Source organism: Paracoccus seriniphilus (genome assembly GCF_028553745.1).
Lineage (GTDB): Bacteria > Pseudomonadota > Alphaproteobacteria > Rhodobacterales > Rhodobacteraceae > Paracoccus > Paracoccus seriniphilus.
This window is the reverse complement of record NZ_CP067129.1, coordinates 436,270-458,088: the sequence shown is the minus strand read 5'-3', so window position 1 is coordinate 458,088 and position 21,819 is coordinate 436,270. Positions and strand designations below refer to the sequence as shown.

The following is a 21,819-nucleotide window of genomic DNA, read 5'->3' as shown; positions in this document are numbered from 1 at the left end:
CGCAAAGCCCGACTTTTCCTTTCCCGCATGTTCCCCTATCACAGTCTCGAAAAAACTGGAGGCAACGCCATGACCGACCGCTTTCGCCTGACCATCGGACAGCTGAACGCGACTGTAGGCGACCTGAGCGGGAACGCCGCGAAGGCGCGCGCCGCATGGGAGCATGCACGCGAGGCAGGATCAGACATGCTGGCGCTGCCAGAGATGTTCATCACCGGATATCAGACCCAGGATCTGGTGCTGAAACCGGCCTTTACCGAACAGGCCATCGCGGCGGTGATGGCTCTTGGCGAATCCTGTGCGGACGGTCCGGCCATGGGCATCGGTGCCCCCTGGCGCGATGGCGACAAGCTGTTCAACGCCTATTTCGTGTTCAAGGGCGGCAAGCTGGTCGCACGGGTGCTGAAGCACCACCTGCCCCACAAGCAGCTGTTTGACGAAATGCGCCTTTTCGACAGCGGCCCGATCAGCGGCCCCTATCCGGTCGCGGGCGCAAGGATCGGCAGCCCGATCTGCGAAGACAGCTGGTATTCCGATGTGGCCGAAACGCTCGAGGAAACCGGGGCCGAGATTCTGGTCGTGCCCAATGGCAGCCCCTATCACCGCGAAAAGCTGGACCTGCGCATGGGCCATATGGTCGCCCGCGTGGTCGAAACCGGCCTGCCCCTGGTCTATGTGAACATGGTTGGCGGACAGGACGACCAGCTTTATGACGGCGCCAGTTTCGTGCTCAATCCCGGCGGCAAGAAGGTCGTGCAACTGCCGCCCTTCATCGAGTCGCTGACCGAGGTCGATTTCATCCGCACCGCCGAGGGCTGGCAGGCCGAACCCGGCCTGATGGCACCGCAGCCCGATGCTTGGGAACAGGATTATCATGCGATGATGCTGGGGCTGCGGGAATATCTGGGCAAATCGGGCTTCAGGAAGGTGGTTCTGGGCCTGTCCGGCGGGGTGGATTCCGCGCTGGTCGCGACCATTGCCGCCGATGCCATCGGGCCGGAAAACGTGCGCTGCGTCATGCTGCCCTCGGAATATACATCCCAGGCCAGCCTTGATGACGCAGCCGATTGCGCCACCCGCCTGGGCACGCGGCTCGACACGGTGCATATCGACGGCGCGCGCGATGCGGTGGCCGATGCTTTGGCGCATCTGATGGAGGGCACCCAGCCCGATGTCACCGAAGAGAACATCCAGTCCCGCCTGCGCGGGTTGATGCTGATGTCCCTGTCCAACAAGTTCAACGAGATGCTGCTGACCACCGGAAACAAGTCCGAGGTGGCGGTGGGCTATGCCACGATCTATGGCGACATGGCGGGCGGCTACAATCCCATCAAGGATCTCTACAAGACGCGCGTCTTCGAAACCTGTCGCTGGCGCAATGCCAACCACCGCGACTGGATGATGGGACCGGAGGGCGAGGTCATTCCGCCCCAGATCATCAGCAAGCCCCCCACCGCCGAGCTGCGCCCCGACCAGAAGGATCAGGATTCCCTGCCCCCATACGAGGTTCTGGATGCCATCCTTGAAGGGTTGGTCGAAAAGGATCTGGCGCTGGGTGATCTGGTCGCTCAGGGCTTCGACGCCGAGACCGTGCGCAAGGTGGAAAGGCTGCTCTACATCAGCGAGTGGAAACGCTATCAGGCCGCCCCCGGCCCGCGCATCTCGACCCGCGCCTTCTGGCTGGATCGCCGCTATCCGCTGGTGAACCGCTGGCGCGACAAGCTCTAGATGCGCGCGCTGCCTGTCCGCTTGCCCCGCCACGCGCCGCTTTACCCCGCTCTGATCGCGCATTAGCGTTCCTGCATGCTGCGCTATTGCTTCCGCCGGGTCCTGACACTGGCGCTCAGCCTTCTGGCGGCGTCGGTGATCATCTTTCTGATTGTCGAGCTGGTGCCCGGCGATCCGGCCTCATTCATGCTGGGCACCGGTGCCCAGCCCGAGACGCTGGCCGCGCTCCGTCAGCAAATGGGTCTGGATCAGCCCCTGCCGCTGCGCTACGCGCAGTGGCTGCTGGCACTGCTTCAGGGCGATTTCGGGCAAAGCCTGACCTACAAGACGCCGGTCGCACAGATGATTCTGGATCGGATGCAGGTGTCGCTGCCATTGGCCGTCATGGCGCTGACGCTGGCCGCCGCCATTGCCTTTCCGGCCGGACTCTTCGCAGCCTCACGCCGGGGCAGGCCGGGCGATGTCGCGGTCATGGGTGCCACGCAACTGGGCATTGCCCTGCCGAATTTCTGGTTCGCCATGCTGTTGGTGCTGGTCTTTGCCATCAAGCTGCGCTGGTTTCCCGCCGGAGGTTTCCCCGGCTGGTCCCAACCTCTTGCGTCACTGAAATCACTGCTGCTGCCGGCGCTGGCACTGGCGCTGCCGCAGGCCGCCATTCTGGCGCGGGTGCTGCGTTCGGCCCTGATCGAGACCCAGCAGCAGGATTATATCCGCACGGCCCGCGCCAAGGGCCTTAGCGCGGGGCAGGTCTTGCGCCGGCACGCGCTGCGCAATGCCATGGTCTCGGTGCTGACGATCATGGGGCTGCAGTTTTCCTTTCTGCTTGCCGGTGCGATCATCATCGAGAACGTCTTTTTCCTGCCTGGGCTGGGCCGGCTGATCTTTCAGGCCATCAACCAGCGCGACCTGATCGTGGTGCAGTCCTCGGTTCTGGTGCTGGTGGCCGCGGTCATCGCCGTCACCTTTCTGGTCGATCTGGCCTATGCCGCCGTGGACCCGAGGCTGAGACGATGAAGCTGGGGCTGATGCTGGGCGCGGGCCTGACGCTGACCGTGATAGCTGCGGCGGGGCTGTCCTTTTTCTGGACGCCCGGAGACGTGGCGCAACTGTCCATTGCCGCGCGGCTGCAACCGCCCTCGGCAGATTACTGGCTGGGCACCGATCATTTCGGCCGGGACATCCTGTCGATGGTCATGCTGGGCGCGCGAGTATCCCTGGCGGTGGCGCTGGTCGCCGTCGGGATCGGCATGGGGCTGGGCGTGCCGCTGGGACTGCTGGCGGCGGCGCGTCGGGGCAGTTGGGTGGACGATCTGGTCATGCGTGGCAATGACCTTGTCTTTGCCTTTCCCTCGCTGGTGATTGCCATCCTGATCACGGCGGTCTTCGGGCCTTCGGCGGTCAATGCGATCATCGCCATCGGAATCTTCAACATTCCCGTCTTCGCGCGGGTCACGCGGGGCGGTGCCATGCCGATCTGGACGCTGGATTACATCCGCGCCGCACAGGTTTCGGGCAAGGGCGCACTGCTGATCAGCCTGCAACATATCCTGCCCAATATCGCCAATCTGCTGATCGTTCAGGGCACGATCCAGTTCTCGATGGGCATTCTGGCCGAGGCCGGGCTGTCCTACGTCGGGCTGGGGGCCCAGCCGCCGACACCAAGCTGGGGCAGGATGCTGGCCGAGGCGCAAACCATGGTCGCGCTGGCACCTCATGTCGCCATCATTCCCGGCCTGTGCATCGTGCTGACCGTTCTGGGGCTGAACCTGCTGGGCGACGGATTGCGCGACCGGCTGGATCCAAGACTGAAGGGGCAGGCATGATCCATCTGCAGAACCTGTCAGTAACGATCCATGGAAAGCCGGTTCTGGATGATGTCAATCTGGCGTTGGAGCCCGGCAGGATCACCGGACTGGTAGGAGAATCCGGCAGCGGCAAATCCATGACGGCGCTGGCAATCCTTGGACTTCTGCCCCGTGGCGCCCGCAAGACGGGCCGGGTGCTGCTGGACGGGCACGACCTGCTGGCCCTGCCCGATTCCGCTCTCTGCACGATCCGTGGCCGGCGCATCGGCATGATCTTTCAGGAACCGATGACCGCCCTGAACCCGCTGATGACCATCGGCGATCAGGTCGCGGAATCCCTGCGCCTGCATCAGGGCCTCGACCGGGCCAGCGCGCTGCGCCAGGCCCGCGACAGGCTGGACCGGGTTGGACTGCCCGCGCCGCGCTTCGCGCTGACGCTCTATCCGCATGAACTCTCGGGCGGGCAGAGACAGCGCGTCGCGATCGCCATGGCGATTGCCGAGCGCCCCGACCTGCTGATCGCAGATGAGCCCACAACCGCGCTGGATGTCACCACTCAGGCGCAGATCCTGCAGCTTCTGGCCGATCTGGTGCGACAAGAGGGCATGTCGCTGCTGTTGATCACCCATGATCTGGCCGTGGTCGCCGGGATTGCCGATCAGGTTGCGGTGATGAAAACCGGCAGGATCGTCGAGCAGGGACAGATGCAGGATCTGTTTCGGCATCCGCGCCACCCCTATACGCGGCAACTTCTGACAGCCTCGCAATATGCGCCGTCCCCGGCGCGGGTTACCCTGGGCGCGCCATTCCTGAAACTGCGTCAAGTGGTGCGGGAATACCGCATTTCCGGCAGGCCCCAGGTATTGCGGGCCGTGGATGGCGTCGATCTGACCCTGCATCGCGGTGAAAGCCTTGGATTGGTCGGGGAATCCGGCTGTGGCAAATCCACGCTGACGCGGGCCATTCTGGGACTGGACCCTTTGCAAGGCGGACGCATCACGCTGGACGGGCAGGATGTCGCCCTGCAGCACGCCCCCAGACGCGAGCTTCGCGCCAAGATGCAGGTGGTGTTTCAGGACCCCTTCGGCAGCTTTGATCCGCGCTGGCGGGTCGAGCGACTGATCGCCGAACCGTTCCATCTGACAGGACGGCCTCGCGACTGGCGCAATCAGGTGGCCGAGGCGTTGGAACAGGTCGGACTGTCCCCGTCGGATGCGCGCAAACATATCCATGAATTTTCCGGTGGCCAGCGTCAGCGGATCGCCATTGCACGCGCCCTTGTGACCCGCCCGCAGTTGATCATTCTGGATGAGGCCGTCAGCGCGCTGGATGTCCGGGTACGGGCGCGGGTTCTGGATCTGCTGTCGCGATTGCGCCGCGAACATGGCCTTGCCTTTCTGTTCATCAGCCATGACCTGTCGGTGGTGCGCGGCCTTTGCGAACGGATCCTCGTGATGCAGCAGGGCAGGATCGTCGAGGATGGCCCGGCGCAACAGGTCATGGAGACACCGAAATCCGCCTATACACGGCAGCTCGTCGCGGCGATGCCACGCATTCCCGCCGGATTGCAGGCGAATTGAGCGTCTAGGGAACCTCGATCTTGCCGATCAGCGGCACGTCATCACTGGGGGTGATGCTGTGGCGTTCGATCATCCGATGCACGACCGGATCCGCGTCGCCGCTATGCAGTTCGCGCAGCGCGATGGTCACCTCGGCATCCGATTTCGTGCGGCGCATATTGTGACGGACATATTCGTCCCAGGTCGCGATATGATAGCTTTCCGACCAGATTTCAGGGTGTTCCAGATCACGCAGCAGCGCCCAGTTGCGCGCCCCGTCGCGGCGGCGGATATTGCGCCGCAGCTTCATCAGCCGCAGGAACTCGGCAACGTCCTTCTGCGCAATCCTGTAATCGACCATGATCATGATCGGACCTGATCGTCCACGCAGGTCCAGTTGCAGAGCCGGCTCGCGAAAACGGTTCACCGGGTCCAGGTCCAACGCGCCGAATTCCGGTGCGCGCAGCCACAGCCCGATCAGCGCACCGAAGCCCAGCACCAGCCCCGCCAGCGTCAGTGCCATGGGCAGACCATGTGCCCCGGCGACACTGCCCCAGATCCATGAACCTGCCGCCATGCCGCCGAATGTGGCGGTCTGATACATTGCCAGCGCCCGCGCCACGACCCAGCGCGGCGTCGAAAGCTGCACCGTCACATTGAACAGCGACAATGCCATCACCCATGACGCCCCGGCGGGCAGCAGGGCCAGCCCTTGCAGCCAGACCAGATCGGTCTGCCCCAGGGTGATCAGCGCTCCGGCAAAGCCTGCAAAGGCGATGCGCACGATGATCTCATTGTTGTAGCGCGCCCGCACACGCGGGTTCAGCACCGCCCCCATGATCGCGCCCAGACCAAAGCAGCCCAGCATCATCCCGAACAGCATCGACCCGCCCTCGGGATGGCTTTTCGCCACCAGCGGCAACAGCGCCAGCGCCGCCACCGCCGCAAAGCCGAACAGCGCCGCGCGCAGGATCACCCGCATCAGGTTGGGCGACAGGGCCACATATCGCAGCCCGGCGGCCATCGCCGGCAGGAATGCCTCTGGCGGGGCGTTGCGCGGGGCAATATCGGGTTTCCAGCGCAGCAACGCCCCCAGCAGCGGCACATAGCTGACAGCATTGACGGTAAAGGCTGCCGCAGCGCCGAAAGCGGCCACGATCAGTCCGCCCGCCGCAGGGCCGATGCTGCGCATCAGGTTGAATCCCACCGAATTCAGCGTCACCGCCGCAGGCAGATCCGAGCGCGGCACCAGGTCACCCATGCTGGCCTGCCACGGTGGATTATAGAGTGCCTGCCCCGAACCGATCAGAAAGGTGAAGATCAACAGCGTCCATGGCGTCAGCCAGCCCTGCCAGGCCACCACGGCCAGGCAGGCCGATGTCACCGCCATGATCAACTGCGCCGCCAGCAGCAAGGTCTTGCGATCAAAGATATCGGCCAGCGCGCCGGACATGATGGCCAGCAGCATGATCGGCAATGTGTTCGAAGCCTGTACCAGCGCGATGAGCGTCGCGCTGTCGGTCAGCTGGGTCATCATCCATGCCGCGCCGACCGCCTGGACAAGCCCGCCGAAATTCGAGACCAGGGTCACGCTCCACAACACCCGGAAATCCCGGTGACGGAACGGCGAAAATGCTGAACTGGAGGTCTGGCTGGTCATCGTGTCATCGTCGCCCGCGCTATGTCGGGCCACAGTAGAATGCCCCGTCGGGATGGGCAATCGCTTGCCCCTGCAGGACAGGGACGGCCTGAAAGGCATCACCCGGGCTGCAACCCCAACCGGCCATGCAATGTTGTGAAATGCGCAGCTGCATTGATTACTTTCACGTGAAAACTGGGGTTCTCGGGCCACAGAATCGCGCCAAACAAGGACCGTTTCCGCCCGCGGGGTTGACCGCATCCGCGAGAGCAGGCTCAAGGGAAACTGCTCGAATCATGCGCGATTCCGCATGCATGTATGCTATTTGAACAGTGATTGTTGCCACGGATGTGCTTCTGCCGGTGTGTCCGTATGTCAAAAAGGAATAGACACGATGCGCCTCGCTCCCCTTTACGCAGCGCTGGCCCTTGGGCTTGCTGCCTGCGCCCCGACGACACAAGGCACCCCCACGGCGAACGTGGACAGCGCCGACGCCGTCCCGGCAATCTACAAGGCCCGGATCGATATTGGACCCGATGGAGAGCCCGTGACAATTCCCGAGGTGCGCGCCGCCTATCTGACCGAACGCAACCGCCGTCAGCGCGTGGCCTATAACGGGCCGGAAGCGCCCGGCACGATCGTCGTCGATCCCTATGCGCGGGTGTTGTATGACGTGCTGGAAAACGGCGAGGCCATGCGCTTTGGCATCGCGGTGGGACGCGCCGGCAAGGGCTTCAACGGCAATGGCGTCATTTCGGTCAAGAAGAAATGGCCCAGCTGGACCCCGACGCAGAACATGATCCGCTCTGAACCCGAGCTTTATGCACAATTCGCGGGCGGCCTGCCGGGCGGGTTGGACAACCCCTTGGGATCGCGTGCGCTCTATCTGTACCGCAATGGTCGCGACACCTACTATCGGATTCACGGCACGATGGATCCCTCTTCGATCGGAAAGGCGACCTCGGCCGGCTGCATCCGCCTGTTCAACCAGGACATCATCGACCTGTTTGACGAAACCGAACTTGGCAACCGCGTCAAGGTCCGCTCGCAGGCCGAAAGCATCCAGCTCGAAGGCGAGATGGTCGAAACGCCGGAAGGCTATGTCATCCCGGCCAGTGAGATGGCTGCAGCCACCGCAGCCGCGCCCGCGGGAAGCTCGGCGGTCGTTGCCGCGACCTCACCCGTGGAAAGCGCGGTTCCGGCCCGCTGATACGCTTGTCCTCCGGTCTTGGGGTGACAGATCAGGATCATGGCCCCCGGTGCAGACACCGGGGGCTTTCCAATTGCAAATCGCTGCAATCTTTCGCACTCTGGCCCCCGAACGGCTGCGGAACACCGGAAAGAGAAAGAACATGCCGAACTATGTGCGACGTGAACGGGACCTGCTGGGACCGCGCGAATACGATCTGGCCTCCGGCAGCCGCTGGCCCGCCATCACCAAGCTGGATGATACCGCCTTGCTGCGCCTGATTTCCGATCTCGAGGCGGCGCTGGCCACTGCCTCGACCGAAACAGAAACCGACGGGCTGTCGGCGGCGGGGCTGCTGAAAAATGCCCTGCACCGCGCCAGAGGCGAACGGCGCAAGCGCGGCCTTGCCGCGACGCCCCCGAACCCGGTCAAGACGCCCGCGACCATCAAGGCAGCACGCAGCGGCGCAACCGGGACACGCCGCGTTCCGGCGGGGCGCAAGAAGACATCCAAGACCCGCAAGGCAGATCTGCGCACCAGCCAGCGCCGCGCGCCGAAACCCGCGACGACCAAGACGCCCAAGGCTGAGCCCGCGCCGGCAAAACCGGCCCTCACCCATGTCGTCACCGAACCCGCGCCCAAGGCCGTGCAGAAGACCGCGCCGAAATCCGTCAGGCCGGCACCAAAAGATGCCAAGGCCACGAAGAAGATGGAAAAGGCGCTGAAAAAGGCCGAAAAACAGGCGCGCAAGGCGGTCAGGAAAATGGACGAAAAGGCTGCGAAGGCAGCACGCAAGGCCGCCCGCAAGGCCACGAAAGAGGTCGAGAAGGCCATGGCCCAGATCGCCCGCGCGGCCTCGAAAAGGAAATCGAAATCCAAGAAGTAAACCCGGCGGACTGATCTCGATGACCGCCGCGACAGTTTTGGATCCGAAAGGACATCCGGTGCGACGCTTTCTTGCAACAATTCTTCTGACGCTTGGGCTGGCCTCTCATTCTGCCATGGCGCACCCGGCCGTGGATGCCATCGCCGGCCGCGCGCCCGCCAGGCAAAGCGACAAGCTGCGCTGCACCGATGACGGGCGTGACTGCGTTCGCCTGACGCATTATGTCGAGGATATCTGCAAGCTGATCGAACGCAATGCCGCCGAACGCGGGCTTGATCCGAACTTTCTTGCCCGCCTGCTGTGGAAGGAAAGCCGGTTCGAACCCGGCGCGATCAGCCCCGCCGGTGCGCAGGGCATTGCCCAATTCATGCCGGGCACGGCCGATCTCTATGATCTGCATGATCCATTCAACCCGGCCCTGGCGATCTCCACCGCGGCCTGGTACCTGCGCTACCTCGCGGATACTTTCGGCAATATCGGACTGGCTGCCATAGCCTATAACGGCGGCGAGGCCCGCGCCGCGCGCTTTATCGCCAGGCAGTCGACCCTGCCTTATGAAACGCTGGACTACGTGGAATCGATTACCGGCCACAATGCCTGGCGCTGGCGCGACAATCCGCCAGCCCGTGAGGAACTGCACCTGGAGTTGAATGGCGAGACCGAATTCCGCCCTGCCTGCGTCAAGCTGGCCGGCAATCGCAATCTGCGCGAATTTACCACGCAGCCCCGTGTCTATCCCTGGGGGGTGATCGTGGCCAGCCATCCCGAACGCTCGGGTGCGGCAAAGCAGGTCGCACGGCTGAACCGCACCCTGCGCCCGATTCTGGGGGGCAAACGAGTCGGATATGTCCGCAAGAAGCTGAGCGGCCTGCCGCGCGCGGTCTATACCGCGCAGATCGGCTATGACAGCAAATCTGCGGCCAATTCCTTTTGTCTCAAGCTGAAACGGCTGGGCGGACGCTGCATCGTGCTGAAGAACTAGAGAAAGCTCTGCGGGTCGATATCCACCGACAGGCGCAGATTGGCAGGCGGACGATGCGGTGCCAGCCAGTCCGCTATGGCCGATTGGACAGGAGCCTGACGGGGCGCATGGATCAGCATCCGCATCCTGTGACGCCCCCGGACACGCGCGATGGGCGCAGGGGCAGGCCCCCAAAGCTGGGCTCCGACATCCAGCAGCGGCCTGGCATTCGAGGCCAGCAAACGCGCGAACTGCGCGACCACCTCCAGATCGGGGTGGGACAGAATGATCCCCGCCAATCGCCCGAAGGGCGGCATCCCTGCCGCCCGTCGCGCCTCGGCCTCGGCATCCCAGAAGGCCTCATCCTGCCCTGACAGAATCGCACGAATCACGGGATGATCGGGTTGATGCGTCTGAAGCAGTGCCATCCCCGGCGCCTTGCCCGATTGCCGCCCGGCGCGACCGGCCACCTGTCGCATCAGCTGGAAACTGCGCTCTGCCGCGCGCATGTCGGCGCCCTGCAGGCCCAGATCGGCGTCGATGACACCGACCAGCGTCAGCCGGGAAAAGTTATGTCCCTTGGCGACGATCTGCGTGCCGATGATGATATCGGTGTCGCCTTCCGAGATCTCGGCAATGGTTTCCTTCAGCGCACGAGCCGAATGGAACAGATCCGAGGACAGGACCGTGGCCTTGGCGTCAGGGAAACGCGTCGCGACCTCATCGGCGATACGTTCGACCCCCGGCCCCACGGGGGCAAGCTTGCCCTCGACCTTGCATGACGGGCATACGGTCGGGATCGGGCGGGACTCTCCGCATTGATGGCAAACCAGCCGGTTCTGAAAGCGATGTTCGACCATGCGCGCATCGCATTGATGGCAGGCAATCTGCTCTCCGCAGGCGCGACAGACGGTGACGGGCGCAAAGCCACGACGGTTCAGGAACAACAACGCCTGTTCGCCCCGCGCCAGACGCGCCTCGACAGCAGAGGCCAATGACGGAGAAATCCAGCGCCCCGAGGGCATCTCTTCCGAGCGCAGGTCGATTGCCGCCATCTCGGGCAGTTCCGCCTCGCCAAAACGCGATTTCAGGTCCAGCCGCGCATATTTCCCGTTGGCCGCGTTGACCCAGCTTTCCAGACTGGGCGTTGCGGAGGCCAGAACCACATGCGCCCCGGCGATCGAGGCCCGCAGCACCGCCATGTCGCGGGCGCTGTAGAAAACCACGTCTTCCTGCTTGTAGCTGCTGTCATGTTCTTCATCGACGACGATCAGCCCCAGATCGCGAAACGGCAGGAAGAGGGCCGAGCGCGCACCGACGACCAGACCGACCTCGCCGCGCCCGGCCATATGCCACAGGCGACGGCGCTCACCGCGCGTGATACCGCTGTGCCATTCGCCCGCACGCGCCCCGAAACGCGCCTCGACCCGGTCCAGGAATTCCGCCGACAGGGCGATTTCCGGCAACAGGACCAGCGCCTGCCGCCCCTGCGCCAGACATTCCGCCACAGCCTCCAGATAGACCTCGGTCTTGCCCGAGCCGGTCACGCCGCGCAGCAAGGTGGTGCCATAGGTGCCCCTGGCAATCGCGCCGCGCAGCGCATCCGCCGCCACCTGCTGATCGGTGGACAAAGGTTTGCCGGGCAGCGTCGGATCGAGACGCGGATAGGGCAGATCGCGCGGTGCTTCAATTTCGGCCAGGGCACCCTGCGTCACCAGCCCCTTGACCACGGATGTCCCGACCCCGGCAAGCTGCGCCAGTTCCGACGGCGCGAAACTGGCCCCGCCATGTTCGGCAATGACATCCAGAACACGCTTGCGGGCCTCGGTCAGGCGCTGCGGCTCCTGATTGCCCGGCACGATGACCCGACGCGCGGCCGGCGGCTGGGCCAGATCCGGCGCGCGGGTGGCCATGCGCAGCATCAGCGGCGGCGGCGTCAGCGTATAGTCGGCAGCGCGGGTCAGGAAATCGCGAAATTCAGGGGAAAAGGGCTGGGCATCCAGAACCCGTGCCACGGTGCGCAGCTTGGCCAGATCGAAATCGCCGGTTCCCTCACCCCAGACCATTCCCAGAACGCGGCGTGGCCCCAGAGGCACCAGAACCAGCTGCCCTTGCCGCACACCGCCCTCGGGGGCCAGATAGTCCAGCACGCCGACCGGCTCGCAGGTCAGAACGGCGATCCGGGCGCGATGGGGGAAATAGGCGGGCTGCTTGTCATTCATCCCGGCGATAAAGCCGCGAGCGGCCTCGGGTTGCAAGCCCGTGCAAAAGGGTTGCGCCTCTTTCCGTGCGCGCCCATGTGGAGTATGACCCGAAACGAACCGCAAAGAGGAGCCGGGCCATGAAATTCTTCGTCGATACCGCCGATGTTGCCGCCATCAAGGAACTGAACGATCTGGGCATGGTGGATGGCGTCACCACCAACCCCTCGCTGATCCTGAAAGCAGGCCGCGACATCACCGAAGTCACGCGCGAAATCTGCGAAATGGTCGATGGTCCCGTATCGGCCGAAGTCGTCGCCGAAAAGGCCGATGACATGATCCGCGAAGGCAAGACCCTGGCCAAGATCGCCGACAATATCACCATCAAGGTGCCGTTGACCTGGGACGGCCTGAAAGCCTGCCGCGTGCTCTCGGATGAGGGCCATATGGTCAATGTGACGCTGTGCTTCTCGGCCGCGCAGGCAATCCTGGCCGCCAAGGCCGGCGCGACCTTCATCAGCCCCTTCATCGGTCGCCTGGACGACATCCATCTGGACGGCATGGATCTGATCGCGGACATCCGTGAAATCTATGACAACTATGGCTATGAAACGCAGATCCTTGCAGCCTCGATCCGCTCGGTGAATCACATCGTCGAAGCCGGCAAGATCGGCACCGATGTCATCACCGCGCCGCCCGCCGTCATCAAGTCCATGGCCAACCATGTCTTGACCGACAAGGGTCTGGCACAGTTCAATGCCGATTGGGCAAAGACCGGTCAGAAGATCGGCTGAACAGCTGCACGGCAGCGATGAAAAGAGGCGGGAATGGCAGTAGGACTGGATCAGGAAACACGTGACAGGTTGCTGGCCGATCCCGCTGCCCTTCTTGCAGATCGCGACGTGATGCGTGCATTGGTCGCGGCGCGCGAAGCAGAGCTGGGCGACAATGTCATCGACATTCGCGGCCGCGCGATGGAAGCGCTGGAAAGCCGGCTGGAACGGCTGGAAGCGCAACATGAGAACGTCATTGCCGCGGCCTATGACAACCAGTCCGGCATGGCGATCATCCACCGCGCGGTGATCGGCCTGCTGGAGACCTCCGATCTGGGCGAATTCGTCGACAGCCTTCAGGCCGAGATCGCCCCGCAGTTGCGCATTGAAACGCTGAGGCTGATCATCGAATCCGACCCGTTGCTGGCCGATCTTCCCGAAGACGTGGTGACCGTGCCCGAGGGGTCCATTGCCCGCATCATCGAGGCCGGACGGCGCGCCCCGCGCGGCGATGACATCATCCTGCGCCCCGCCCCGCCGGTCACCCGGCCAATTCACGGGCGCACCGTCGCCTCCGAGGCCCTGCTGCCGTTGAATCTGGGGGCGACACGTCCCCGGGCCATGCTGCTGCTGGGCAGCGCCGATGCGCAGCGCTTTCAGCCGACCCATGGCACCGATCTGCTGCGGTTCTTTGCGCAGGTCTTCCGGCTGGTCCTGCTGGGGCGGCTGACGACATGACAGAGTCCGGTCCGCTGGCACTCTCTCCGGCCATGTCGGATGCGCTTGCCCGCTGGCTGGAGACCGAGGCGGCAACCCGCGACCGTTCAGACCATACGATCACGGCATATCGCGGCGACTTGCTGGCGTTCCTGTCCTTTCTGGGCGGCTATCTGGGCGAGGCCGCAACGCCGAAATCGCTGGCCAGCCTGACGCAATCAGAGATGCGTGCCTTTGCCGCATCGGAACGCGCGCGCGGCTTTGGCGCCCGCTCTCTGGCACGCCGGCAATCCGCGATCCGCAGCTTTCTGCGCTGGATCTCGGACCGCGAAGGATTTGATCTTTCCGCCGCCCTGTCCGCGCGCAGCCCCAAATACGCCAGATCACTGCCGCGCCCGCTGACCCCCGAACAGGCAAGGGGCGCGCTGGATATCGTATCCACCGGACATGACACGCCATGGGTTTCAGCCCGGGACGTGGCCGTGATGACCCTGCTTTGGGGGTGCGGATTGCGAATCTCCGAAGCCCTCAAACTGAATGGCAGTGACTGGCCCTTTCGCGAGGCGCTGACCATCACGGGAAAGGGCGGGCGGCAGCGCCAGGTGCCGGTGCTGCCGGTGGCGCGCGATGCGGTGGCGCAATATCTGCAACTGTGCCCCTGGCCCCTTGTTGCAGATGAGGCCCTGTTTCGTGGCGTCAGGGGTGGCCGGCTGGACAGCGGGCTGATCTCGGCGGCCTTGCGCAAGGCCCGTGCGGCGCTGGGGCTGCCGCCGACGGCAACGCCACATGCGCTGCGCCATTCATTTGCGACCCATCTTCTGGCCGCCGGGGGCGATCTGCGCACGATCCAGGAATTGCTGGGTCATGCCAGCCTGTCGACCACGCAGGTCTATACCGGCGTCGATGACGCGCAACTCATGTCCGTCTATCGCGCGGCCCATCCGCGCAGCTAGTGCTGAACCTGAACCGGGGCATGGGCGGATGCGGCAGCGCGATCCACCAACCGATCGGCGATCCATGCCCCCAGAAAGAAGAAGACCGTGGCCAGACACAGCGGCCCGACAAAGATCGACACGCCGGTCACGCCCGCCCCGATGGCACAGCCCCCGGCCAGCACCCCGCCAAAGCCCATCAGCGCCCCGCCAATCAGTGAACGAAGCATCTGCGGCACGCTGTGATATCCCTCCAGGCGCAGTTCCCGCCCGACCAGGCCGCCCAGGAAAGAACCGGCAAAGACACCGGGAATCAGCCCCAGGCTGAAGCTGAGCGCAAAGCTGCCGGTCATCAGTGACAGCATGATATTTGCCGATGGCGCGGCAAAAGTGGCCGACACGACACCCAGAGGTTCGAATGAAACCAGCGATTGCGTATAGGTCAACACCCAGCCGAGGCTGATCGCCAACCCGGCCAGCAGAGCGAACAGCGATTTTCCCCAGCCCGCCTGCGCGCGTTGCACCAGCAGCAATGCCGCGACCATCAGCACCGCCCCGATCGCCAGCCCCAGCCAGGGCCCTGCGCCGACGGAGCCAAGCAGCTCGACATTGCGCCCGCCCGGCGTCATCGACAGCCCGTTGACCCATCGTCTGACGGGTGCCAGGAAACCGCCAATCGTGAATTGCGCCGTCAGGGCCAGCACCAGGCCTGCCAGCAGGCAGCGCAGGTTGCCCGTCCCCGCCAGAACCAGCAGCCGTCCCGAACAGCCCCGCGCCAGCACCATGCCGACGCCAAAGACAAGCCCGCCCAGAACCGCGCCCGACCAACTGCCCGCGAAATTCATCAACTGCGCGGTATCGGCATCGAACAGCCCGGTCAGCCGCGCCGCCTGCGCCGAAAGAATCGCCGCAGCCACCGCCAGCAGCCAGATCGCCAGCCGCGGCCCGAGGCGACCGCGTGACAGCTCGACAGCAGCCGAGCGCAGGCAGAAGGCCGATCTTTGCGCAGCAAAGCCGAAGATGGCGCCTGTCACCCCGCCGACCAGCAAGGCGGTTGTCAGATCGCCAAAGCGCTCCGATATTTCGGTCATGGGGGTCAGCAGATCCATGTCGTAGCTCCGGGGTGGTCTTGATTGCAGGGCCGGCAGAACATGACCTCTTGTCACACCGACCGCAAGCGAACCCTTGCGCCCACTCATGCGTTCGCGATGATGAACCGGAAGGATGAAACGATGACAACACATGCGATTTTCAATCGTCCCCTTGGTGTTCAGGCGCCACATGGCTTTGACCAGGCCGTCTTCGGCATGGGATGCTATTGGGGTGTCGAACGGTTGTTCTGGACGCAAAGAGGCGTCTGGCTGACCGAGGTCGGATTTGCCGGCGGCAACACGACGAGCCCGACCTATGAGGATGTCTGCACCGGCCAGACCGGCCATGCCGAGGTGGTGCGGGTCATCTTTGACAGTTCGTTGATCAGCTATGAACATCTGCTGCGGCTGTTCTGGGAAAACCACGACCCCACCCAGGGTGACAGGCAGGGCAATGATCGTGGCAGCCAATATCGCAGCCTGATCATGGTCTTCAATGCCAGCCAGCGTGCCGCGGCCGAGGCCTCGCGGATCGACTACGGAAACCGCCTCGCCGTGGAAGGCCTGGGCAAGATCACCACCCAGATCATCGACGAATCCCCCTTCTGGCCCGGCCCCGAATCGCATCAGCAGTATCTGGAAAAGAACCCGGACGGATATTGCGGGCTGAAGGGCACGGGGGTAGAGGCATCCATGCCCAACGCGGATCAAAACCTATGACAACATTCTCTGCCCTGACCCATGTCGCCGGGCGCGACGCCGCCGAAAGCCTGTCCGAGGCCTGCGAAGACCTGACCCCCGAGCCTGTGGGCACCGGTGTCTTCGAGATCGAGGACGGTTCCGGGCGCTGGGAAGTCGGTGCCTATTTCACGGAAAAGCCCGATGACGTCGCCCTGTCGCTGCTGGCGGCGGCCTTTGGGGCCGAGCCTTTTGCCGTCTCGGAACTGCCCGAGGTGGATTGGGTCGCCCATGTCAGGCGCGAGTTGACGCCAGTCGCCGCCGGGCGGTTCTTTGTTCACGGCAGCCATGACACCGACAGCATCCCCGAGGGGGCCGAAGCCCTGTGCATCGAGGCCGCCATGGCCTTTGGCACCGGCCATCACGGCACGACCAAGGGCTGTCTGGAGGCCATCGACCGCCTTGCCAATGACGGCTTCCAGCCGCATCGCATCGCCGATATCGGCTGCGGCACGGCGGTTCTGGCGATGGGCGCGGCGCGCATCTGGCCCGTCACCGTTCTGGCCAGCGATATCGACGAAGTTGCCGTTGATACCGCCGAGGCGAACGTGATCGCGAACGGGCTGGATGGGCGCGTGATCTGCATCGAGGCTGCCGGATTCGATCATCCGACGCTGGACAATGCCGCGCCTTTCGATCTGGTTCTGGCCAATATTCTCAAGCAGCCGCTGATCGATCTGTCAGCGGATATGGCGCGCCATGTTGCACCGAACGGGAAGATCGTGCTTTCGGGCATCCTGACCACCCAGGCGCAAGAGGTGGTCGAAGCCTATCAGGCCGTCGGTTTCACCCTGGATCGTCGTGACGACCTGGGCGAATGGACGACCCTGACCATGACCCGCAATTCCTGACCGAAAGAGCTGGCGGAAAAACCGGCACCGGCCAGTCAGGACATCCAGACACGAAAAAACCCCCGCTGCGACCGCAATGGGGGTTCGTTCGTCTTGATCTTGCGGCCTTAGTGGGCGCGCGCAATCCGCTCGATATCGCCGCGGGTCAGACCGATATCGTCCAGTTCGCGATCGGTCAGGCGATTCAGCTCGCGGCGGGTGACGCGGGCATCATTCCACGTCGCGATCATCGAGAAAAAGCGTGCGACCGCGTTACCAAAACCACCAACTGCCACGTTGCGGTTCATCTCAATGGCGGACATCTTATCACCTATTCTCATAATGCCCGATTGTCGGGCGTGTTTCGGATAAGAAGCAAATAGATTGTGCAACTGCAGAATTGTAGAGGCGGAATCGGCAATCCTGATATGCATTTTGCGCAGCACAGACACGATTCGCGCCCGTTGCTGCGACGCAGCGAGCCCAACCCTCACTTTGCCTGTATTGATGCCGTTCGGCGCTAGGCCCAGTCCCCCAGCGCCGCCTGCCACAGGGCAAGTGACGCAACGGCAGCCGTATCAGCTCGCAGGATTCGCGGCCCAAGGCTGATTCGAGTCACGAATGACAGGCCGATCAGCCGCTTTCGTTCGGCCTCGGAAAAGCCGCCCTCGGGGCCGATCAGGATGGCCCAGGGACCACGCGGCAGGGTCGCAAGCGTTTCCGCCGGACCGGCCAGGGCCTCGTCACACCACAGGATCCGGCGCGACTCATCCCAGTTGTCCAAAAGGCGCGCCAGCGGCACCAGTCCGTCAACCGGGGGCACATAGGTCCCGCCGCATTGTTCGGCCGCTTCGACGGCATGGGCCTGCAGCCGATCCTGGCGGATGCGCTCGGAATTGGTGAAATCGGTCTGTGTCGGCACGATCCGCGCAGCGCCCATCTCGGCTGCCTTCTCGACGATGAAATCGGTGCGCGCCTTCTTGATGGGTGCGAAGATCAGCCAGAGATCGGGCGGGTCACGTTGCGGGGCGGTTTGCGCGACCGGCTCCAGCACGCCGCCGCGCTTGCCGATTTCGCCGATGATTGCGGACCATTCGCCCTGCTGCCCGTTGAACACGGCAATCCGCTCGCCCGCGCGCAGCCGCATGACGCCGGACAGGTAATGTGCCTGCGCTGCTTCCAACTGCACGGGTTGTCCCGCCGCCAAAGGGTGATCTATGTACAGTCTGATCTTTGCCATAACAGGGCGGACGCTATGCAAAACCAGACGGAAAGACCAGATGCGGTCTTTGATGCGCCACGGGGAAACTGGGTGGACCGCCATGCGCCCGCCGCCTGGCGGCCCTGGCTGCGCCTGTCGCGGGCCGACCGGCCCATCGGCACCTGGCTCTTGCTGTTGCCCTGCTGGTGGGGCATCGGACTGGCGATGATGGCCCATGGGCCGCGCCTGTTCGATCTGTGGATCGCGCTGGCCTGCGCCATCGGCGCCTTTGTCATGCGAGGGGCTGGCTGCACCTGGAACGACATCACCGACCGCAAGATCGATGCGCAGGTCGCCCGCACGAGGTCGCGCCCCCTGCCCTCGGGGCAGATTTCGCTGCGCGGGGCCTATCTGTGGCTGATCGCGCAGGGGCTGCTGGGTCTGGTGATCCTGCTGACGCTGGGAACAACCGCCATCTGGATGGGGGTTCTGTCACTGGCGCTGGTGGCGATCTATCCCTTTGCGAAACGCTTTACGTGGTGGCCCCAGATATTCCTGGGGCTGGCCTTCAACTGGGGCGTCATGCTGGCCTATGCCGCCCATGCCGACCGCGTCGACATGGCTGCCTTCATTGCATGGCTGGGTGGGATTTCATGGACGATCTTCTACGACACGATCTATGCCCATCAGGATGCCGAGGATGACGCCCTGATCGGCGTGAAGTCCACTGCACGGCTCTTCGGCGACAACAGTCCACGCATCCTGGCCGGCTTTGCGGTGCTGACGGTCGTGCTGCTGGCCGTCGCGATATCACTTTCGGGTCGCAATCTCTTGATCGCCTTTGCCGGGCTGGCCGGATTTGCCGCACATCTGATGTGGCAGCTAAGACTATTCAAGCCAGATCAAGGCGATACATGCCTGCGCCTGTTCCGCTCCAATCGCGATGCGGGGTTGATTCTTGGGCTGTTTCTCGCCATCGCCGGGCTGGCATGATTGCGCCATGAGGGGCGGAGGGCTAAACCGTCCCGACCAGCCACAGCCCATGGTATCCCGCATATGTCACAATCGCGCCGCCTCTCAGCCCCGCTGACCACGATCTTCGTTCTGGCAGGCGTGGGCGGGCTGTGCTGGTGGGGGGCAAGAGAAGCCAGTGACTATATCGAGAAACGCTCGCATGACGATGTAACACTGGCCTTGTCCACATCCGGGCAGGATTGGGTTCAGGTCAGCACCGATGGCCTGCAGGTCCGCCTGGAAGGCACTGCCCCCTCCGAGGTCGAGCGATTTCGCGCCATGACCCAGGCCACCACTGCGGTCGACGCCGCACGCATTGTCGACGCGATGACCGTCGCACCGACCGAAGTCCTGACTCCTCCTGAGTTCAAGATCGAATTGCTGCGCGATGACGATGGGATTTCACTGATCGGTCTTGTGCCTGCCTCGACCGACCGGCCCGAACTGGTCAGCCTGCTGCAACATGAGACTGCGGCCCCCAGGATCGCGGATCTTCTGGAAAGCGCGGATTATGATGTGCCCGATGGCTGGAATGACGCCATGACCTTCGGGATCCGCGCCGCGCAGATGGCGACACGCGCCAAGATCTCGATCAAACCCGGACAGGTCAGGGTCTCGGCCATTACCGACAGCCGCGCTGAAAAGGGTCGGCTGGAAACCGCATTGAAACGCTCTCGCCCTGAAAGGGTCGAACTGATCACCGAGATCTCCGCTCCGCGCCCGGTCATCGCACCCTTTACCATGCAGTTCCTCATTGATGAGGACGGCGCACATATGAATGCCTGCGCTGCCGACAATCCCGAAGGCCAGGCCAGAATCCTGGACGCGGCGGTCAAGGCCGGGCTGCAAGGCAAGCCCGGCTGCACCCTGGGACTGGGATCGCCCTCTCCGAACTGGGCCGAAGCAGTGGTGCAATCCATTGGCGCGGTCGCAGAACTGGGGCTGGGCGCTGTCACGATCTCGGATGCCGATATTGCCCTGACCGTCCCCGCATCGGTACCCGAGGAGCAATTCACCCGGATCGCGGGCGGGCTTGAACAGAAACTGCCGCCGGTATTTTCGCTGCATGCCACGCACAACCGTGCCAGCGACGCCCCCGAGGGGCCGGCAGATTTCATCGCCATGCTCAGCGAAGATGACATCCTGTCCATGCACGGCCGTATCACCGACGAACGCATGGGCGAGGCGGTAGACAGCTTTTCAAGATCGCGCTTCAGCAGCGTGAACAGCACATTGCGCAGCGACGGAGAAGTTCCCGAAGGCTGGACCCTGCGCATCATCGCCGGGCTGGAAGCACTGGATGAACTGGCCAGCGGAACAGTCGAAGTCACCCCCGAGCTGATCACCCTCTCGGGCACCTCGGGCCACCCCGATGCCGCCGAGCAGATCGCCGCCGGCCTGGGGGCGCGGCTGGGTGCAGGGGCGCGCTACAACCTGTCGATCCGTTACGACAGATGGCTGGATCCGGCGCTGGACCTGCCCGATGGCGAGGAATGCGTCGATCGCCTGAACATCATCCTGTCCGAATCCGAAATCGGCTTTGAACCCAGCAAATCGACCATTGCCGGCGATCCCGGGCCGACACTGGCGCGGATGAGCGATGCCATGGTCGATTGTGGCGAGTTCCAGATGGAAGCCGGTGGCCATACCGATTCCCAAGGCTCGGAAGGATTCAACGCCGATCTGTCCCGCGCCCGCGCCCAGACCCTTGTCGCTGCGATGAAAGAGGCGGGAATCGACGTCAGCAACATCACGGCAAGGGGCTATGGCGAAAGCCAGCCCATTGCCAGCAATGACACCGAGGAAGGGCGCGAGGAGAACCGGCGCATCGAATTCCGCCTGATGTCGCCCTATCCGGTCCGCAATGAACCGTTGTCTTCGCCGATCGAACTGAACGGCATCACGACTGCGACACCGCGCAATCCATCGGGCAACGTGAAATTCGTCCCCGAGACAGGAGATACCGACGAGGGCATCGAATTCGAAGGTCCGCAGCTTCCGCAGATCACCATCGCCCCGGTCGCCAGCGGCATGGTTCCCGCCACGGTCGGGGTCAGCGAAGAGTTCCAGACGATGAAGGAACGCGAAGAAAACATGCGAATCCCCGTCCAGACGCCCGATGAGACCACACCCCGCCCCTCTCCGCGACCGGAAGAGGCTGAACAAGCCAATGCCGAAGAAAATGCAGAAGAAGAACAGGACGGCACAGAATGAACCGCACCGAATTCATCACCGTCACGGCAATCATCCTGTTCGCGGCCTTTGTCCTGGGGTGGTTTGCCAGCTGGCTGGTCCATCGCATCACCCGACCGACCAGAGCCAGCATGAGTGAGCTGGACCTGATGGCGCAGCAACTGCACGAGGCCGAAGAGGCGCGCGATCAGGCCGTGGCCCGGTTGGAGGAACGCGAGGCCGATCTTGCCAGCAAGCTGGCCGGGGCCGAACTTGAGCTGCAGGCAGCCATGGATGGCCTGCGTGAAAGCCGGGCAGAGGTCAAGGAATTGCGCGACTATATCGAACAGAAGCTGGCGCGCCGCTGATTCACCAACAGAACG

The 21,819-nt window shown here is 63.8% G+C and carries 20 protein-coding genes; 15 read left to right on the top strand and 5 right to left on the bottom strand.

Features of this window, described 5'->3' with window-relative positions:
- Positions 1 to 69 precede the first annotated feature (69 nt).
- The 4 genes from JHW44_RS02185 to JHW44_RS02170 all read left to right on the top strand — a co-directional run bounded on the left by JHW44_RS02185 (position 70) and on the right by JHW44_RS02170 (position 5,113).
- Positions 70 to 1,728 (top strand): NAD+ synthase, encoded by a 1,659-nt coding sequence (locus JHW44_RS02185; protein WP_089343767.1) that lies wholly within the window; start codon positions 70 to 72, stop codon positions 1,726 to 1,728.
- A gap of 75 nt (positions 1,729 to 1,803) precedes the next feature.
- A complete protein-coding gene (locus JHW44_RS02180; RefSeq protein WP_089343768.1) occupies positions 1,804 to 2,742 on the top strand; it encodes an ABC transporter permease in 939 nt (312 codons plus the stop codon).
- Entirely contained in the window at positions 2,739 to 3,551 is an 813-nt protein-coding gene (locus JHW44_RS02175) for an ABC transporter permease (protein ID WP_089343769.1), read from the top strand. The genes JHW44_RS02180 and JHW44_RS02175 overlap by 4 nt, the downstream gene beginning before the upstream one ends.
- Positions 3,548 to 5,113 carry an ABC transporter ATP-binding protein gene (locus JHW44_RS02170; protein ID WP_089343770.1) on the top strand — a complete coding sequence of 522 codons (1,566 nt, stop codon included), beginning with the start codon at positions 3,548 to 3,550 and terminating at the stop codon, positions 5,111 to 5,113. Before JHW44_RS02175 ends, JHW44_RS02170 begins: the two co-directional genes overlap by 4 nt.
- 4 nt (positions 5,114 to 5,117) lie before the next feature.
- Here the strand turns inward: JHW44_RS02170 and JHW44_RS02165 are convergent, their stop codons facing one another.
- Positions 5,118 to 6,752, bottom strand: a complete 1,635-nt coding sequence (locus JHW44_RS02165; RefSeq protein ID WP_089343771.1) for an MFS transporter — start codon at positions 6,750 to 6,752, stop codon at positions 5,118 to 5,120.
- A 373-nt stretch (positions 6,753 to 7,125) separates the two neighbouring features.
- On the opposite strand from JHW44_RS02165, the gene JHW44_RS02160 reads away from it, so the two are divergent.
- From JHW44_RS02160 to JHW44_RS02150, 3 genes are all read left to right on the top strand, one after another.
- Entirely contained in the window at positions 7,126 to 7,941 is an 816-nt protein-coding gene (locus JHW44_RS02160; RefSeq protein WP_089343772.1) for a L,D-transpeptidase, read from the top strand.
- Between the two features lie 142 nt (positions 7,942 to 8,083).
- The gene (locus tag JHW44_RS02155) at positions 8,084 to 8,806 is read left to right on the top strand and encodes a hypothetical protein (protein WP_089343773.1); all 723 of its coding nucleotides are present in this window, start codon (positions 8,084 to 8,086) and stop codon (positions 8,804 to 8,806) included.
- Between the two features lie 58 nt (positions 8,807 to 8,864).
- The gene (locus JHW44_RS02150) at positions 8,865 to 9,788 is read left to right on the top strand and encodes a lytic transglycosylase domain-containing protein (protein ID WP_245846966.1); all 924 of its coding nucleotides are present in this window, start codon (positions 8,865 to 8,867) and stop codon (positions 9,786 to 9,788) included.
- Here JHW44_RS02150 and JHW44_RS02145 read toward each other — a convergent pair.
- The gene (locus JHW44_RS02145; protein ID WP_089343939.1) at positions 9,785 to 11,989 is read right to left on the bottom strand and encodes a primosomal protein N'; all 2,205 of its coding nucleotides are present in this window, start codon (positions 11,987 to 11,989) and stop codon (positions 9,785 to 9,787) included. The two genes, JHW44_RS02150 and JHW44_RS02145, sit on opposite strands and share 4 nt — an antisense overlap.
- Positions 11,990 to 12,108: 119 nt before the next feature.
- Between JHW44_RS02145 and fsa the strand changes: the two genes are divergently transcribed.
- Genes fsa through JHW44_RS02130 form a run of 3 tightly spaced genes read left to right on the top strand, consistent with a single transcriptional unit; the run spans position 12,109 to position 14,411 of the window.
- On the top strand, positions 12,109 to 12,762 hold the full coding sequence (gene fsa, locus JHW44_RS02140; RefSeq protein ID WP_089343775.1) for a fructose-6-phosphate aldolase: 654 nt from the start codon (positions 12,109 to 12,111) through the stop codon (positions 12,760 to 12,762).
- A 33-nt stretch (positions 12,763 to 12,795) separates the two neighbouring features.
- Complete coding sequence (locus tag JHW44_RS02135) at positions 12,796 to 13,479, top strand: DUF484 family protein (protein WP_089343776.1); 684 nt, start codon at positions 12,796 to 12,798, stop codon at positions 13,477 to 13,479.
- Complete coding sequence (locus tag JHW44_RS02130; RefSeq protein ID WP_089343777.1) at positions 13,476 to 14,411, top strand: tyrosine recombinase XerC; 936 nt, start codon at positions 13,476 to 13,478, stop codon at positions 14,409 to 14,411. Before JHW44_RS02135 ends, JHW44_RS02130 begins: the two co-directional genes overlap by 4 nt.
- Here JHW44_RS02130 and JHW44_RS02125 read toward each other — a convergent pair.
- Positions 14,408 to 15,499: a YeeE/YedE family protein gene (locus tag JHW44_RS02125; protein WP_089343778.1), complete on the bottom strand. Its 1,092-nt coding sequence runs from the start codon at positions 15,497 to 15,499 to the stop codon at positions 14,408 to 14,410. The genes JHW44_RS02130 and JHW44_RS02125 overlap by 4 nt on opposite strands.
- A 99-nt stretch (positions 15,500 to 15,598) precedes the next feature.
- On the opposite strand from JHW44_RS02125, the gene msrA reads away from it, so the two are divergent.
- Together msrA and JHW44_RS02115 are read left to right on the top strand one after the other, a co-directional pair.
- Complete coding sequence (gene msrA, locus JHW44_RS02120; RefSeq protein WP_419182506.1) at positions 15,599 to 16,201, top strand: peptide-methionine (S)-S-oxide reductase MsrA; 603 nt, start codon at positions 15,599 to 15,601, stop codon at positions 16,199 to 16,201.
- Complete coding sequence (locus tag JHW44_RS02115; RefSeq protein WP_089343780.1) at positions 16,198 to 17,070, top strand: 50S ribosomal protein L11 methyltransferase; 873 nt, start codon at positions 16,198 to 16,200, stop codon at positions 17,068 to 17,070. The genes msrA and JHW44_RS02115 overlap by 4 nt, the downstream gene beginning before the upstream one ends.
- Positions 17,071 to 17,177: 107 nt before the next feature.
- On the opposite strand, the gene JHW44_RS02110 is transcribed toward JHW44_RS02115, so the two are convergent.
- Both JHW44_RS02110 and JHW44_RS02105 read right to left on the bottom strand, forming a co-directional pair.
- A complete protein-coding gene (locus tag JHW44_RS02110) occupies positions 17,178 to 17,372 on the bottom strand; it encodes a DUF1127 domain-containing protein (protein ID WP_089343781.1) in 195 nt (64 codons plus the stop codon).
- A gap of 197 nt (positions 17,373 to 17,569) precedes the next feature.
- Entirely contained in the window at positions 17,570 to 18,289 is a 720-nt protein-coding gene (locus JHW44_RS02105) for a 16S rRNA (uracil(1498)-N(3))-methyltransferase (protein WP_089343782.1), read from the bottom strand.
- 15 nt (positions 18,290 to 18,304) lie between these two features.
- Between JHW44_RS02105 and ubiA the strand changes: the two genes are divergently transcribed.
- The 3 genes from ubiA (at position 18,305) to JHW44_RS02090 (ending at position 21,804) form a co-directional block, all read left to right on the top strand.
- Positions 18,305 to 19,243 (top strand): 4-hydroxybenzoate octaprenyltransferase, encoded by a 939-nt coding sequence (ubiA, locus tag JHW44_RS02100; RefSeq protein WP_089343783.1) that lies wholly within the window; start codon positions 18,305 to 18,307, stop codon positions 19,241 to 19,243.
- 63 nt (positions 19,244 to 19,306) lie between these two features.
- Positions 19,307 to 21,478 carry an OmpA family protein gene (locus tag JHW44_RS02095; protein WP_089343784.1) on the top strand — a complete coding sequence of 724 codons (2,172 nt, stop codon included), beginning with the start codon at positions 19,307 to 19,309 and terminating at the stop codon, positions 21,476 to 21,478.
- Positions 21,475 to 21,804, top strand: a complete 330-nt coding sequence (locus tag JHW44_RS02090; RefSeq protein ID WP_089343785.1) for a hypothetical protein — start codon at positions 21,475 to 21,477, stop codon at positions 21,802 to 21,804. The genes JHW44_RS02095 and JHW44_RS02090 overlap by 4 nt, the downstream gene beginning before the upstream one ends.
- Positions 21,805 to 21,819 lie beyond the last annotated feature (15 nt).